Origin of the sequence: Mycobacterium sp. 852002-51613_SCH5001154 (genome assembly GCF_001667425.1) — a bacterium.
In the GTDB taxonomy this organism is placed as follows: domain Bacteria; phylum Actinomycetota; class Actinomycetes; order Mycobacteriales; family Mycobacteriaceae; genus Mycobacterium.
Map to the genome: position 1 here is coordinate 132,300 of NZ_LZII01000056.1, position 13,943 is coordinate 146,242.

12 protein-coding genes are annotated in these 13,943 nt (G+C 64.5%); 11 read left to right on the plus strand and 1 reads right to left on the minus strand.

What is annotated here, in order from left to right; genetic code table 11:
• Positions 1–14 precede the first annotated feature (14 nt).
• Together A5750_RS16015 and A5750_RS16020 are read left to right on the plus strand one after the other, a co-directional pair.
• Positions 15–410 (plus strand): nitroreductase family deazaflavin-dependent oxidoreductase, encoded by a 396-nt coding sequence (locus A5750_RS16015; protein ID WP_067264093.1) that lies wholly within the window; start codon positions 15–17, stop codon positions 408–410.
• Between the two features lie 525 nt (positions 411–935).
• Positions 936–1,388: a DUF1931 family protein gene (locus tag A5750_RS16020; RefSeq protein WP_082959129.1), complete on the plus strand. Its 453-nt coding sequence runs from the start codon at positions 936–938 to the stop codon at positions 1,386–1,388.
• A 251-nt stretch (positions 1,389–1,639) separates the two neighbouring features.
• Here A5750_RS16020 and A5750_RS16025 read toward each other — a convergent pair whose 3' ends face one another.
• Positions 1,640–3,352 (minus strand): CdaR family transcriptional regulator, encoded by a 1,713-nt coding sequence (locus A5750_RS16025; protein WP_067264100.1) that lies wholly within the window; start codon positions 3,350–3,352, stop codon positions 1,640–1,642.
• 434 nt (positions 3,353–3,786) lie between these two features.
• Between A5750_RS16025 and dnaK the strand changes: the two genes are divergently transcribed.
• The 9 genes from dnaK to A5750_RS16065 all read left to right on the plus strand — a co-directional run bounded on the left by dnaK (position 3,787) and on the right by A5750_RS16065 (position 13,665).
• Positions 3,787–5,670: a molecular chaperone DnaK gene (dnaK, locus tag A5750_RS16030; protein WP_067264102.1), complete on the plus strand. Its 1,884-nt coding sequence runs from the start codon at positions 3,787–3,789 to the stop codon at positions 5,668–5,670.
• A gap of 6 nt (positions 5,671–5,676) precedes the next feature.
• Positions 5,677–6,201 (plus strand): nucleotide exchange factor GrpE, encoded by a 525-nt coding sequence (locus A5750_RS16035; RefSeq protein ID WP_067264104.1) that lies wholly within the window; start codon positions 5,677–5,679, stop codon positions 6,199–6,201.
• Positions 6,202–6,207: 6 nt separating this feature from the next.
• Positions 6,208–7,122 (plus strand): DnaJ C-terminal domain-containing protein, encoded by a 915-nt coding sequence (locus tag A5750_RS16040; protein WP_067264105.1) that lies wholly within the window; start codon positions 6,208–6,210, stop codon positions 7,120–7,122.
• Entirely contained in the window at positions 7,119–7,436 is a 318-nt protein-coding gene (locus A5750_RS16045) for a chaperone modulator CbpM (RefSeq protein WP_067264107.1), read from the plus strand. Before A5750_RS16040 ends, A5750_RS16045 begins: the two co-directional genes overlap by 4 nt.
• Entirely contained in the window at positions 7,418–10,042 is a 2,625-nt protein-coding gene (gene clpB / locus A5750_RS16050; protein ID WP_067264109.1) for an ATP-dependent chaperone ClpB, read from the plus strand. The genes A5750_RS16045 and clpB overlap by 19 nt, the downstream gene beginning before the upstream one ends.
• 9 nt (positions 10,043–10,051) lie before the next feature.
• Complete coding sequence (gene trxA / locus A5750_RS16055) at positions 10,052–10,501, plus strand: thioredoxin (protein ID WP_067264111.1); 450 nt, start codon at positions 10,052–10,054, stop codon at positions 10,499–10,501.
• Positions 10,498–10,764 (plus strand): UBP-type zinc finger domain-containing protein, encoded by a 267-nt coding sequence (locus A5750_RS25435; protein WP_082959130.1) that lies wholly within the window; start codon positions 10,498–10,500, stop codon positions 10,762–10,764. Before trxA ends, A5750_RS25435 begins: the two co-directional genes overlap by 4 nt.
• Positions 10,765–10,859: 95 nt before the next feature.
• Entirely contained in the window at positions 10,860–12,470 is a 1,611-nt protein-coding gene (locus tag A5750_RS16060) for an FAD-dependent oxidoreductase (protein ID WP_231989228.1), read from the plus strand.
• 160 nt (positions 12,471–12,630) lie between these two features.
• The gene (locus A5750_RS16065) at positions 12,631–13,665 is read left to right on the plus strand and encodes a hypothetical protein (protein ID WP_067264115.1); all 1,035 of its coding nucleotides are present in this window, start codon (positions 12,631–12,633) and stop codon (positions 13,663–13,665) included.
• The last annotated feature ends 278 nt before the right edge of the window (positions 13,666–13,943 follow it).

The following is a 13,943-nucleotide window of genomic DNA, read 5'->3' on the forward strand; positions in this document are numbered from 1 at the left end:
GAACGAGGGGGCCCATGCGGGTGCCAAGGGCCGTCGCAAACTTCAATCGTCGAGTCACCAATCCAGCGGCGCGGTTGATCACACCATGGCTTCCGGGCCTAGGGACGCTCGAGCATGTCGGACGCAAATCAGGCAAGCATTATCGAACGCCGCTGTTGGTTTTTCGCATCCGCGACGGCTTCGTCGTTCTTGTCGGGTATGGACTGAAATCGGACTGGTTGAAGAATGTATTCGCCGGTGGACAGGCGGTGCTGCACAAGCGCGGCAAGAGTATCGCGCTAGCCAATCCCCGCCTCCTGAGTAAGGCTGAGGCCGCAACGCTCGTTCGAGGGCCATCTGGTGTGTTCTACCGAGTATTTCCGTACAACGAGGCGGCGTTGGTGTTGACCAAAGTCAATTCCACGCAGTGACTTTGGGCAAAAAGTTGCGCCAGTGGGGTCCCCCGCGGCCAACGGAAGACGAGCTGTCGGCCAGGCGGCAACACTACCGTCTCCCCCGCCAGGTGTCCGTTGGGGACCAATTGACGTCGACGTTGACGGAGCAGGTTTGTGTTTGCCGTCCTTCCGCTTGATTGTTCAATTCACCCTCCGGGTGGGTGTTCTTGCGGCGTCAGAAGAAGCCATGATGGCAATGGATCAGCCACCAAGGCCCGATAGGCACACGCTTCTGTTGGGAAATGCGGGCTCGGGGCCAGACCGGCCCCGGCGGATCGAAACACACGCCTGGGGCTAGGCACGCCTGGACGGCATGCGCCGCAAGCGGCTGTCCGCCGCTCCATCGTCCGACGTGCGTTCCCTGGTACCTCTTGACCTCCTAGGCCGAACAGGCCCGGCGAAATTGCGCCTGCGGGTCCGATTCGGTGTCACCGACGACAGTGCCAACGTTGAGCGTTGGCCCGCTCGGGCCGGTCTGGAATCTTGGAGCGGAGGTATCGAGTGACCCATCCGTTGGGTATTCCGGTGTTCGAACGGTTCTTCCGGTCGGTCGCAAGCATCAAGATCGACAGGAACGACGTACGCCGCTTCCGAGAATTTGTCGACGAACAGATCGAAGACATTGCTATCGCAGGGCGCAACTCGGCCAAGTGGAACGGGCGTGACGTGATTGTGGCGCAGGACCTTCCGATCACCAAGGGCGTCCAGGAGCGAATGCGTGAATTCGACAAGCTGGAGGAGGCCGAGGAGATCCGTGAGCTCCTGCGCCAGGTGGTTCGACAACCTTCCGGGGAGGTTGCGTTCGCTGAGGACGCTGAGCGGCTGCTTCCAGAGTTGTTCGGCGGGTTGAGTATCGCGCTTGCCCGCTCGTTCCGCGTGGTGGACGCGACGATGTCCAACCCGTCGACTGAGCATTGGAATCGGGTGTTCACGTTATTCAAGCTGGTGTTCTGATATCCGAGGTCACTCACCCGTCGTGACTGACCAAGGCGAGTGAAATCGCGGGCTGAAACCGTCTCGACAGTCCGAGGCCTTCGGCCACAGCAATGAGGCATTCTGTGGCGACAGCCGCTGATGGACCTCGAGGGGATTGCCACTGCAACGTCCCGTCAGCCGGTCCGAAAGATTTTGCCCTAACGCGAATTCGGGAATCTCTATCGAGCTCCCGGGAAGATCACATTGAACGAGTCGAGCGACGGCTCACCCTAGACGCCCGCTGCGCCCGGCCGCCGGTCGGCCATCGGGTTGAGGAATCGCCACGCCCGTGTCGCGGCATGGAGGTTGAACCGGGTATCGACTTTGCGGAGGTCGTGGCCGGTGAGTTCAGCGACGCGCGCTAGCCGGTAGCGCAGCGTGCTGCGATGAATGTGTAATGCGGCCGCCGACTCATCATAGTTTCCGCCGCATTCCAGATAATCGCTCAGGGTCAGGACCAGTTCGGAGTTCTTGCTCTCGTCGTAGTCGAGGAGTGCGCCCAGCCATTCGCGCACGAATTCCTCGACGGTGCCGCCGTCGTGGGCGGCGTCGATCAGGCGGTAGAAGCCAAGTTCGTCGAACGCCGCTGCGCCTTCCGGATTGGCCGAGCGCAGCCGGATGTTCAGGGCGCGACGCGCCTCGGTGAAGGACTGCGGCAAGTCATCGGGCAGTTCGCAGCGAGTGCCGATGCCGATCACGTTGGCCGTCCGGTCGAGACGCTCGCTGATTGCGTTGTGCAACGCCCGGGGGTCCGGGCGTCCGTCGGTGAGCAGAACAATCAGGCCCCCGTGGCGCCCTTGCAGGTAGTTCAGGTGCAACGCGGTCATAGCGCGCCCGGCGGCGGTTGCCAGTCCGTTCTCTGCGCCACCGCCGGCTTGCACCACCACCGCATAGTGCGGGCGCCGCAGGTCATGGCCCAGGGCATCGGCACGAGCGTAGGCCCCGTCCCGGTCGGTGCCGGCCAACAGATCGTCGACCAACTCGCGGCGCAGATTGAGCTCGATCTCGGCGAGACTTCGCTGGTGGGAAAGCTCCAACGCTAGTGCCGTGGTGCCGTAGCGCAGGGCGAACAGGCTGTCCTCAGTCACCGTGTTATCCGGGTCCTGCAACGCCAGGATCCCAAGGATCTCAGCCCGGGGCTGGACGAGCGACAGCACCCGGCCCCCGATCCGCGCAGGACCGTTCTGTGCCGCGAGCTCGTGCAGCAATAGCCCGCGGTCTTGGGTTGTCTGTTTGGGGTAGGGGTGGAGTTGTCCGGGGCCGGCCCAGCAGCGCAGGTTGCCAAACCTGTCTTCGAGCCCCACCGGCAATGCCGTCAGGTCATAAAGCGCGTCAACGATGCCCTGCTCGCCCAGTCCCGCCGCCACCGCCGCGCTCAGAATCTCATGCGTCTTCGTTTGCGATTGCAACCGCGAAACCGTGAGGGCGAGTTCGCGATTCGTTTCCTCCAGATCGCTGTTCGCCTGTGTCAGCTGGCCGGCGTAGCCGACGTCGCGCTCGTGCATTGCCACGTACGCCAAGGCGGCGCCGGCTTGCTGAGCAAGGATTGTCAGCAGCAGGGTTTGATTTTTCGGCGGTGCACTGGTGGCACTAAGCACCAGGCAACCCTGAACGGTGCTGCGGTGACTAAGCGGAACCGCCCACCCCCACCGTCCGCCTTCCACATCGATATGTCCGTCGCAGCCCGACTCCCGAAGTTGCCGTTCGATTTCGGGATTTGCAGGTTGCGAGGGTGGAAAGCGAACGAACCCACCGTCCACGGACCGGTAACTGGCCTCGACTTGCCACGGCGCGAGTTCGCCGACCGTGGCTGTGACGACCCGGAAGATCTCTCCGGCGTCGCAGTCACTGAAGGCGGCGCGCGAGAGCACAGCCAAACTCCCTGGCGAAACCTGTCCGGCCTGCCAGCGGCGATCTCGTGGGCTCAGTGATTCGCCGTTCATGTTTGGAAATGGCCGTGCTGAGCTACTACTCCTACTCCGCTCTCGGGCCAAGGCGGAGTGTCTGCTGATGCACTACTAGCGATCGCGTACCCACCGTTAGCGATCCGAACCCGTGTTACCCGTCCGGAAGTGTCCGCCCCGCGCCTGGTACCGACAGCCTACTCCCATTGCAGTGCTGCCAGGACGAATCAGAGCCGAAAATTTGGGCTTTGCAGGCGCACGCGACCGTCGCTGCGGGTTGCCACACTCCTTGTTTGGGAGCGAATTACGACAGGCGTCTCGGTGCGTGAATTACGGCCAGCCGATGTCGGCGCCGCGGTGAAACGCGTTCCAGCCTAGGAGAATCCGTGGCTTTGACGTGTGTCGTGGCCGACGTTGAGGTGGCCGACTGTGCGCTGCAAATCCTGACCAGCGCCAACCGAAGGGAATAGACAATGGCAACAGCGGTAGGCATCGATCTCGGGACAACTAACTCGGTGATCGCCGCCTGGCAGGGCGGGGAACCGATCGTGATCCCAAATGCCGAAGGGGCGCGGACCACGCCCTCGGTGGTGGCGTTCACAGAAAGCGGTGAGCGCCTGGTCGGGCAACTAGCCAGGCGCCAGTCGATCATGAATCCGAAGGGCACCATCTATTCGGCGAAGCGATTCATCGGCCGCCGATTCGACGAGATATCCGAAGAGGCCAAGGCAGTCAGCTTCGACGTTGTCGAGGGCGACGGCGGTGCCGCCCGATTCGAAGTACGCGGCAAGAAGTATTCGCCCGAGGAGATCAGCGCCCAGGTGCTGCGCAAACTCGTCGACGACGCCAGCAAGTTCCTCGGTGAGCGGGTCAAGGAAGCGGTGATCACCGTTCCGGCCTATTTCAACGACGCCCAACGCAACGCCACCAAGGATGCCGGCCGGATCGCCGGCCTTGACGTGCTGCGCATCATCAACGAGCCCACGGCCGCGGCTTTGGCCTACGGGCTGGACAAGAAGGGGCACGAGACGGTGCTCGTCTTCGACCTCGGCGGCGGTACGTTCGATGTCAGCCTCCTCGACGTGGGTGATGGGGTGGTCGAGGTCCGCGCCACGGCCGGTGATTCGCACCTGGGTGGCGACGACTTCGACCGCCGGCTGGTCGACTACCTCGCCGATGAGTTCGAGCGCGAGAACAACATCGACTTGCGGAAAGACCCCCAGGCGTTACAGCGACTGTTCGAGGCGGGCGAAAAGGCGAAGGTCGAATTGTCGTCGGTGGCGCAGACCCAGGTCAATCTGCCGTTCATCACCGCCGACGCCAGTGGGCCGAAGCATCTGACCACCACGATCATGCGATCGAAGTTCGAGGACCTCACCGCGGACTTGATCGAGCGAACGATGGGCCCGGTCAAGCAGGCGATGAGCGACGCCAAGGTGAGCGCGAACGACATCGACGAGGTGATCCTGGTGGGCGGTTCCACCCGGATCCCCGCAGTCCAGGCTTTGGTCCGCCGTCTCACCGGCGGCAACGACCCCAACATGAGCGTTAACCCCGACGAGGTCGTCGCGCTCGGCGCAGCGATCCAGGCCGGTGTGCTCAAGGGCGAGGTCTCCGACGTATTGCTGCTCGACGTCACCCCATTGTCGCTGGGCGTGGAGACCGCCGGGGGGCTGATGACCAAAATCATCGAGCGCAACACCACCATCCCGGCACGGCGCAGCGAGGTGTTCACCACCGCGGCGGACAACCAGCCGGCCGTGGATATCGTTGTGCTGCAGGGTGAACGGGAGATGGCCGGGGACAACCGGGTACTCGGTCGGTTCAAGCTGGAGAACATCCGCCCGGCACCCAGGGGTGAGCCACAGATCGAGGTCATCTTCGACATCGACGCGAACGGCATCCTGCACGTCACAGCGCGCGACAAGGACACCGGTGCCGAGCAGGGCATCACCATCAGCGAGCAGTCGAACCTCGATAAGTCCGAGGTGGAGCGGATGCTCGCCGAGGCGGAGGCCAACCGCCGCGAGGACGAGCAACTGCGTGCCGCCGTCGAGGCGCGCAACGCGCTCGACTCGGCGGCATACCAGGTGGAGCGCCGACTTGCCGAACTGGGCGACTCGGCGGCGCCGCACGATCGCGCACGCGCCGAGATGCTGGTCGCCGACGCGCGCCAAGCCGTGAAGGAAGACGCACCGATGGACCGGGTGCAGTCCCTGACGTCCGAACTGCAGCAAGTGCTTTACGGGCTGCAGCCGATGCCGTCCGGTGGCGGCAACGGGCATCCGACCGGCCAGCGCGAGGGCTCTCGAGTGCGTGACGACGACGTGGTCGACGCCGAGTTCGACCGGGGCTGAGCCGCAATGGTCAGCCCCGCAGAACATTCCAAGACCGAAGAGGACGGTGGACGGGTCGACGATCACCCGCCAGAAACGGTTGCCTCGCAATCCGATTCAGGCAAGGACCGCGCCCAACTCGAAGACCGCTGGCGGCGCGCCGTCGCCGATCTCGACAATGCGCGCAAGCGGCATGTCCGCGAACTGGACCGCGAACGAGCAAAGGAACGATCCAGGGTGGCCGGCGCGTGGCTGCCCGTCGTGGACAATTTGGAGCGGGCGATCAGTCATGCCGGTGACCGGTCCGACGCGGTCCTCGACGGCGTGCGGAGCGTTCTCGAACAAGCGCTACAAGTTCTCGAGCAGCTCGGCTATCCACGCGATACGGAGGCAGGAATTCCTTTCGACCCGGAGCGTCACGAGGTGGTCGGTGTGGTGGACCAGCCGGACAGCGCGGCCGGGACGGTTCTCGAAGTGTTACGACCGGGCTACGGCGAAGGTTCGAGGCAACTGCGGCCGGCGGCCGTGGTGGTCAGCCGACGCGGGGAGTGACGCTTCGTGGCCGGCGACTACTACGACGTGCTCGGGGTGTCGCGGGACGCGACCGCCGATCAGATCCAGCGGGCGTTCCGCACTCTGGCCCGCAAGTATCACCCCGACGTTAATAAAGATCCAGCGGCCGAAGATCGGTTCAAGGAGGTCAACGAGGCCTATCACGTGCTGTCGGACCCCGAAACCCGCAAGCGCTACGACCGATTCGGCGAAGACTTTCGCAAGGTTCCCGAGGACTGGGAGGAGCGGGTGGGCGCCGGCGCGGGTGGCTTCCGCGGAAGCGGACCCTCCGGCGCTCGGGTGCGCTACGGCCAGGGCTTCGGCGGCGCCGGCGGCATCAACATCGAAGACCTTTTCGGCGACATGTTCGGTGGCAGTGGCGGATTCGGGCCGATTCCGGGCGCCGACCAGGAAGCGGTGCTGGAGCTGACCGTCGAGGAGGCCTACCGGGGCGGCAAACGGCAGCTCTCACTCGATGGCCGCAACTACGGGGTCAACATCCCCGCCGGGGTCATCGACGGTCAGCGGATACGGCTGGCGGGAGAAGGCGGCCGAGGTAGCGGCGATGGACCGGCCGGAGATCTGTACCTGCGGGTGCGTATCAAGCCGCATCCCCGATTCCGGCTCGACGGACGCGACGTCACCGTCGACCTGCCGGTGTCGCCGTGGGAGGCGGTGCTGGGGACCACTGTCGCTATTCGAACTCCCGGCGGCGAAGCGAAAGTTAAGGTGCCGCAAGGGTCGTCGACCGGTCGTCGGTTGCGGCTGCGCGGCGAAGGCATGCCCAACCCGCGCGGCGCCGCAGGCGACCTCTACGCAGAAATCAAGGTGATGGTGCCACCGAAACCCACTGCGCGGGAACGCGAGCTGTTCGAGCAATTGGCGACGGTGTCCACGTTCGACCCGAGGAGGGGACGATGACCGCAGCACGCAATGTCCTGGCGCGGCGGCCCCGAATGGAGCTCGACGTCTTCGCAACACGCTGCGCGTTGCATCCCGACATGGTGCGCCGGCTGGTGGCGCTCGGCCTCGTGGCTTGCCAGCAGGATGCCCGCGGCGATCTCTGGTTCGAGCCATCTGCGCTGGTGACAGTCGCCCGCGTCCAGCGGTTGAGGGCCGGCCTGGGACTGAACTACGCGGCGATCGGGCTGGTGCTCGACCTGCTGGACCACATCGAAGAGCTGGAATCCGCTTCTCACCGAAGGAGGACATCGCGGTGGACATCAACAAGCTGACGCAGAAGTCACAGGAGGCGTTGGCCGAAGCACAGAGCGTCGCGACCCGGATGGGTCAGAACGAGGTCGACGGCGAACATCTGCTGTTGGCGCTGATCGACCAGCCCGAGGGTCTCGTCCCCCGGCTGCTTGATCAGGCGGGCGCCGAGACCGCGGCACTGCGTGCGGACCTGGAACGCGAGCTGAATCGGCGCCCGCGGGTGACCGGCCCCGGCGCTGCGCCAGGCCAGGTCTCTGTCACCAGGCGCCTGGCGAATCTGCTGGAGGCTGCCGAGCGGGAAGCCAAGCGGCTCAAGGACGAATACGTGTCGGTGGAGCACCTCGTCATCGCCCTCGCCGAAGAGGGATCGGCGAGTGCCGCCGGACGGATGCTGGCCTCCCATGGCATCACCCGCGAATCGTTTCTCGCCGCGCTGGCCAAGGTCCGCGGCAACCAGCGGGTCACGTCAGCGTCGCCGGAGGGGGCCTACGAGGCGCTGGAAAAGTACGGCCGCGACCTGGTTGCCGAAGGCCGCGCCGGCAAGCTGGACCCGGTGATCGGCCGAGACGCTGAGATCCGCAGGGTGATCCAGATCCTCAGCCGCAAGACGAAGAACAATCCGGTGCTCATCGGCGACCCCGGAGTCGGCAAGACGGCGATCGTGGAGGGGCTGGCCCAGCGGATCGTGCGCGGCGACGTCCCGGAAGGCCTGCGGGACAAGACAATTTTCTCGCTCGACATGGGTTCGTTGGTGGCAGGTGCGAAGTATCGGGGCGAATTCGAGGAACGGCTGCAGGCGGTGCTGTCGGAGGTGAAGGCGGGCGAGGGTCGAATCCTGCTGTTCGTCGACGAGTTGCATACCGTGGTCGGAGCGGGGGCGACGGAGGGGTCCCTGGACGCCGGCAACATGCTCAAGCCGATGCTGGCCCGCGGTGAGCTGCACATGATCGGCGCCACCACACTGGACGAATACCGTAAGCACATTGAAAAGGATGCCGCGTTGGAGCGCCGGTTCCAGACGGTGCTGGTCGACGAACCCGATGTGGAGGACACCATTTCGATCCTGCGCGGCCTGCGCGAACGCCTCGAGGTGTTCCACGGCGTGCGGATTCAGGATGGGGCCCTGGTGGCGGCGGCAACCCTGTCGCACCGCTACATCACCGACCGGTTCCTTCCGGACAAGGCGATCGACCTGGTGGACGAGGCGTGTGCGCGGCTGCGTACCGAAATCGACTCGATGCCAGCGGAGTTGGACGAGATCACCCGTCGAGTCACCCGGCTCGAGATCGAGGAGGCGGCGCTGGCCAAGGAGACCGACCCGGCCAGCAAGTCCCGTCTGGAGGAACTCCGCAAAGAACTGGCCGACCTGCGGGCGGAGGCCGACGCCCGGCACGCGCAATGGGATGCCGAGCGGCAGGCGATCCGGCGGGTACAGGAACTGCGCGGGCAACTCGAGCAGCTCCGGCACGAGGCCGAGGAAGCCGAACGCAACTATGACCTCAACCGGGCGGCCGAGTTGCGCTACGGCCAGATCACCGATGTGGAACGCAAACTGCAAGCGGCCGAGGAGCAGCTGAAGTCCAAGCAGGGCGAAAAGCGGTTGCTGCGCGAGGTCGTCACCGAGGACGAGATCGCCGAAATCGTGGCCGCATGGACCGGAATACCGGTCGCGCGGTTGCAGGAGGGCGAACGGGAAAAGCTGCTGCGGCTCGACGAAATACTGCACGAGCGGGTGATCGGTCAGGACGAGGCGGTCCAGCTGGTAGCCGATGCGGTGATTCGCGCCCGCTCCGGAATCCGGGATCCGCGCCGCCCGATCGGCTCGTTCATCTTCCTGGGACCCACCGGGGTCGGTAAGACTGAGCTCGCGAAGACGCTGGCCGCCGCGTTGTTCGACAGCGAGGACAACATGGTCCGGCTGGACATGAGCGAGTACCAGGAACGGCACACCGTGAGCCGGTTGGTCGGTGCGCCACCGGGATACGTCGGCTACGAGGAGGGTGGCCAGCTCACCGAAGCCGTGCGTCGCAAGCCCTACTCGGTGGTGCTGCTCGACGAGATCGAGAAGGCGCACGCCGATGTGTTCAACACCCTGCTGCAAGTGCTCGACGATGGCCGGCTCACCGATGCACAGGGACGCCAGGTCGATTTCCGCAACACGGTGGTCATCATGACCTCCAACATCGGATCGCAGTACTTGCTCGACGGTGTCACCGCAGACGGCGAGATCAAGCCCGATGCCCGCGACCGGGTGATGGCCGAGCTGCGCGGACACTTCCGGCCCGAGTTTCTCAACCGCGTCGACGACACGGTGTTGTTCACCCCACTGTCGATGCCGCAGCTCGAACGGATCGTCGAGCTGCAGCTGGCCGAGTTGCGGGATCGGTTGGCGGAAAGGCAAATCGAGCTCGATATTACCCCGGACGCTCGCCGGATGATCGCCGGGCATGGCTACGATCCTGTGTACGGCGCGCGGCCGCTGCGCCGCTACATCGCCCACGAGGTGGAGACCAAGATCGGCCGGGCGCTGCTACGCGGCGACATCGCGGGCGGGGGCAAGATCCGCGTCACCGTGAGCAATGGCGAACTTGCCGTGGGCTATTCGGAACCGGCCCTTGCGGCCTAACGGAGGACCATGGAAACAGACATCGTGACATGCCCGCACTGCGGTAAACGCAACCGCGTACCCACGGTGGCCGCGGGGAAGCCCCGGTGCGCCAACTGCCACCAGTGGCTGCCGTGGATCGCTGCGGCCGGTGACCTGGACTTCGCCGAGGTTGCCGAAAAATCCTCGGTTCCAGTACTTGTCGACCTGTGGGCGACCTGGTGTGGACCGTGCCGCATGGTGAGCCCAGCGCTGGAGCAGCTCGCCAGCGAACGCGCCGGACAACTCAAGCTTGTCAAGGTCGATGTGGACAAAGCGCCGGCGATTTCGCAGCGGTTCGCGGTTCAGGCGGTGCCGACACTGTTGCTCCTTGACCACGGGCAAGTACTGGGTCGGCAATCGGGTGCCGCTCCTGTTGCGGCGCTGCGCAATTGGCTGGACCAAGCACTGTCAACGACAACCAAGGAGGCGCAATCATGACGTCGATATTCGTCGACCCCGACTTGGCGGCCATCCGCAGGGTCACGCCCAGAACTCCCGATGGCTGCGAGGAATGTTTGCGTCTGCATACCCCGTGGCTGCATCTTCGGCTGTGCCTGAGCTGCGGGCACGTCGGGTGTTGCGATTCGTCTCCGATGCGCCACGCCCGTAAACACGCCCACACGGTGGGCCATCCCATCGTCCAATCGTTCGAGCCCGGCGAATCGTGGCGTTGGTGCTATGTCCACGAAATCTATGTCTGAGGTGGCTGATGTCTGACGTAACGTCCGTGGAATCGTCAGTCCCGGCAACCCAGGAGTGGGAGGAGACCCCGGACCTGTTCGGTGCATACCCACGGTTGACCGAGGACCGGATCGCGACACTGCTCCCCGGCGGCAGCAGGCGGCGGGTTGGGGTTGACGAAGTCCTGATTCGCGAGGGCATGCGATCCGACGAGTTGTTTGTAATTTTGTCGGGCAAAGTCGCAATCGTGACCGATGACGAGTCGGGTGAGAGGCGGGTGCTGCGCGTGCACGGAGCCGGTAGGTTCCTGGGGGAGCTCGGCGATCTGGAAGGCCAGCCAGCGTTCTACACGGCGATCGTTGTGGTCGAGGGCGAGGTGTTGGCGGTTCCCACCAGTCGCGTGCGCGCTCTGGTCGCCCATGACCAAGTTCTTAGCGACCTGGTTTTGCGTGCGTATCTGGTGCGTCGTTCCCTATTGATCGGGCAGCGCGTCGGGTTCCGGATTATCGGGTCGTGCTTCTCGCCCGACACTGCGCGTTTACGAGAGTTCGCCGCCCGCAACCGATTACCACACCGATGGCTGGATCTGGAACGTGACCGCAACGCCGAGCGGCTGCTGCACCGTTTCGGTATTCCGCCCGAGGACACGCCGGTGGTGATCTGGGGAACCCGGGTGCTGCGCAATCCCAGCAATGTCGAGCTTGCCCGGGTGGTGGGCCTCACCGTCCCAGACGTAATCAGCGACGAACGCGACGTGATAGTGGTCGGCGCCGGTCCGGCCGGTCTGGGGGCTGCGGTGTACGGCGCTTCCGACGGATTGCGGACTTCGGCGATAGAGCGGATCGCCGTCGGCGGCCAGGCCGGGACGTCGTCCCGCATTGAGAATTATCTGGGTTTCCCGGCCGGAATCTCTGGGTCTGACCTCGCCGAACGTGCGTTCTTGCAGGCCGATAAGTTCCGCGCGCGAGTCTCGGTATCCGCGGAGGCCACCCGGCTGGAATCTGACGGCGGGCAGCTCCAGATCACGTTTGCCGACGACACCGTGGCCGTAAGCCGATCCGCGGTGCTGGCCACCGGAGCACGTTATCGCCGCCTGGCGGTGCCGGGGATCGATGCATTCCAGGGCAACGGCGTGTATTACGCCGCTACCTATCAGGAAGCGCTGCTGTGCGGTGACGGCCCGGTTGTTATCGTCGGGGCCGGTAACTCCGCCGGACAGGCGAGCGTGTTCCTGGCAACTCACGTGTCGCGGGTATATCTGCTGGTACGGGGAAACGACCTCGGCAAAAGCATGTCGCGCTACCTCGTCGACCAGATAGCTCAGCAGCCGCGGGTAATGGTCCGTCTCAACACCGAAGTCCGCGAAGTCCAGGGCGACGAAGCGTTGAAAAGCGTTGTGGCCGAGAATAATCAAACCGCTGAGCGGGAATCTATCAAGGCGCGCGCACTTTTCGTGTTCATTGGGGCGGACCCGAACACCGAGTGGTTGGTCGGCACAGTCGCGCTCGACCACCACGGTTTCGTCGAAACCGGGCAGGCCGCAGCGAATCACATTGCAGGCGCGGACGGTCTCACCACGGTCCGCCGCCCGGTCTTCTTGGAAACCAGCGTGCCCGGTGTCTTCGCCGCTGGAGACGTGCGCAGCGGGTCGGTGAAGCGAGTGGCATCCGCGGTCGGCGAAGGAGCCATGGCAATACGCCAAATCCACGAGTACTTCGGGACCTGATCGGCGGCGGTCGCCCCGGGGTGACCAGCCACCAGCCAACCGGGATGACGGGCCGAGGACAGTGAATCGGGTCAGACGTGCAGCCTGCCAATGTCGTGCCGGACTCAGTACGGTCACCAGGGACGTTTGGCCGTGTGGGGTACGGGTATGCGGGGGACCAATGCCAGGCGCCCCGTCATCGATCTTGCTAGTCGCCGATCCCGGTGTTCCGGCGGCGATCGCCGAACGCCTTTCGGATTCGCTCCCGAGTCAGCTGATGGACTGTGCTGCCGCAGATGGCAAGTGGGACGTGTCCGTGCGACGCGAGTCCTATCCGGTCGACGAGCATGCCGAGGTCTTAGAGGTGATACGCATCATTGACCCGGCTGGCAAGCCCGAGGACATCGTTATCTACCTGACCGATCTACCGCGACGCGTCGGGACGACGCCGGTGATTGTTGATATCAGCTTGAATAACCGGTTCGGACTGATTTCCATCCCTGGAGTGGGCGGTGTGTTCATCGATCGCCGGGTGAGGAACCTGGCACAGACAGTCGTGACCGAGCTGACGTGCCAGTCGGGGAGGCAACACGGATCCATGAAGCGGCTGACGCGGACACAGGACGACGGTGTTGTCCGCTATGTCGCGTCGACCGCCCTGTCACGTCTGCACCTTCTGATGGGAATGGTTTACGCCAACCGTCCGTGGCGATTGGCTGCTGGTTTGTCCAAGGTGCTGATGGCGGCGTTCGCCGCTGGGGCCGTGAGCCTGGCATATCCGACAATGTGGCAGTTGTCCGACACGATGGGCCCGTGGCGGTTGAGCGTTGCGACGATCTTGGCGAGCGCTGCGATGATCGGGTGGCTCATCCTCGACCACAAATTATGGGAACGGCCGCCGTCGGCCGGCGAACGTGAACGCGCGGTGTTGTACAACGCAGCGACCGTCGTCACCCTGACAATTGGCGTCGCCATTCTCCACATCGGGCTGTTCATCCTGCTACTGCTCACGGCCTGGTGGACGCTTCCGCCGCAACTGGTCGCCCACAACATCGGCCACCCAGTCGGCCTCTCATCCTTATTGCTGATGGCCTGGCTGGTGTCGGCGGTAGCAACATTGGGCGGTGCCCTGGGATCCGGGATGGAGGACGACGAGGCCGTTAAGGCCGCTGCATACGGGGTCCGGCAACGCGAGCGATTCGGCAAATCGGACTGACACACGTCCCCATGTGGCGAGTCGGTTCCAACTCAAGTTTGCCGTTGGCTTCATGCCCCGCCTGACGGTTGCCGGTCCGTCGGCCACCCGCATCCGAGCGAACCGTTTTTGGGTCTTAGTAGCTAGCGCTTCCGTAACGTTGCCATGAGCTTCCCCTGTCGCTTCTTGTGATTTGTAACGAACACGCCGGGGCCTGGCCTCGCCCCAGCGCGAGCGCAACGCTTTAACTGGAGCTCCAGTTCGGCGACGAGCTCGATCGGCCGCCACTGGCACAGTCG

What these genes read in the sequence shown, in the direction of transcription:
- A5750_RS25435 (WP_082959130.1), top strand. Translation starts at nt 10,498, where the DNA reads ATGACGTCGATATTCGTCGACCCCGACTTGGCGGCCATCCGCAGGGTC.
- A5750_RS16035 (WP_067264104.1), top strand. Translation starts at nt 5,677, where the DNA reads ATGGTCAGCCCCGCAGAACATTCCAAGACCGAAGAGGACGGTGGACGG.
- A5750_RS16025 (WP_067264100.1), bottom strand. Translation starts at nt 3,352, where the DNA reads ATGAACGGCGAATCACTGAGCCCACGAGATCGCCGCTGGCAGGCCGGA.
- trxA (WP_067264111.1), top strand. Translation starts at nt 10,052, where the DNA reads ATGGAAACAGACATCGTGACATGCCCGCACTGCGGTAAACGCAACCGC.
- A5750_RS16015 (WP_067264093.1), top strand. Translation starts at nt 15, where the DNA reads ATGCGGGTGCCAAGGGCCGTCGCAAACTTCAATCGTCGAGTCACCAAT.
- A5750_RS16045 (WP_067264107.1), top strand. Translation starts at nt 7,119, where the DNA reads ATGACCGCAGCACGCAATGTCCTGGCGCGGCGGCCCCGAATGGAGCTC.
- A5750_RS16065 (WP_067264115.1), top strand. Translation starts at nt 12,631, where the DNA reads ATGCCAGGCGCCCCGTCATCGATCTTGCTAGTCGCCGATCCCGGTGTT.
- dnaK (WP_067264102.1), top strand. Translation starts at nt 3,787, where the DNA reads ATGGCAACAGCGGTAGGCATCGATCTCGGGACAACTAACTCGGTGATC.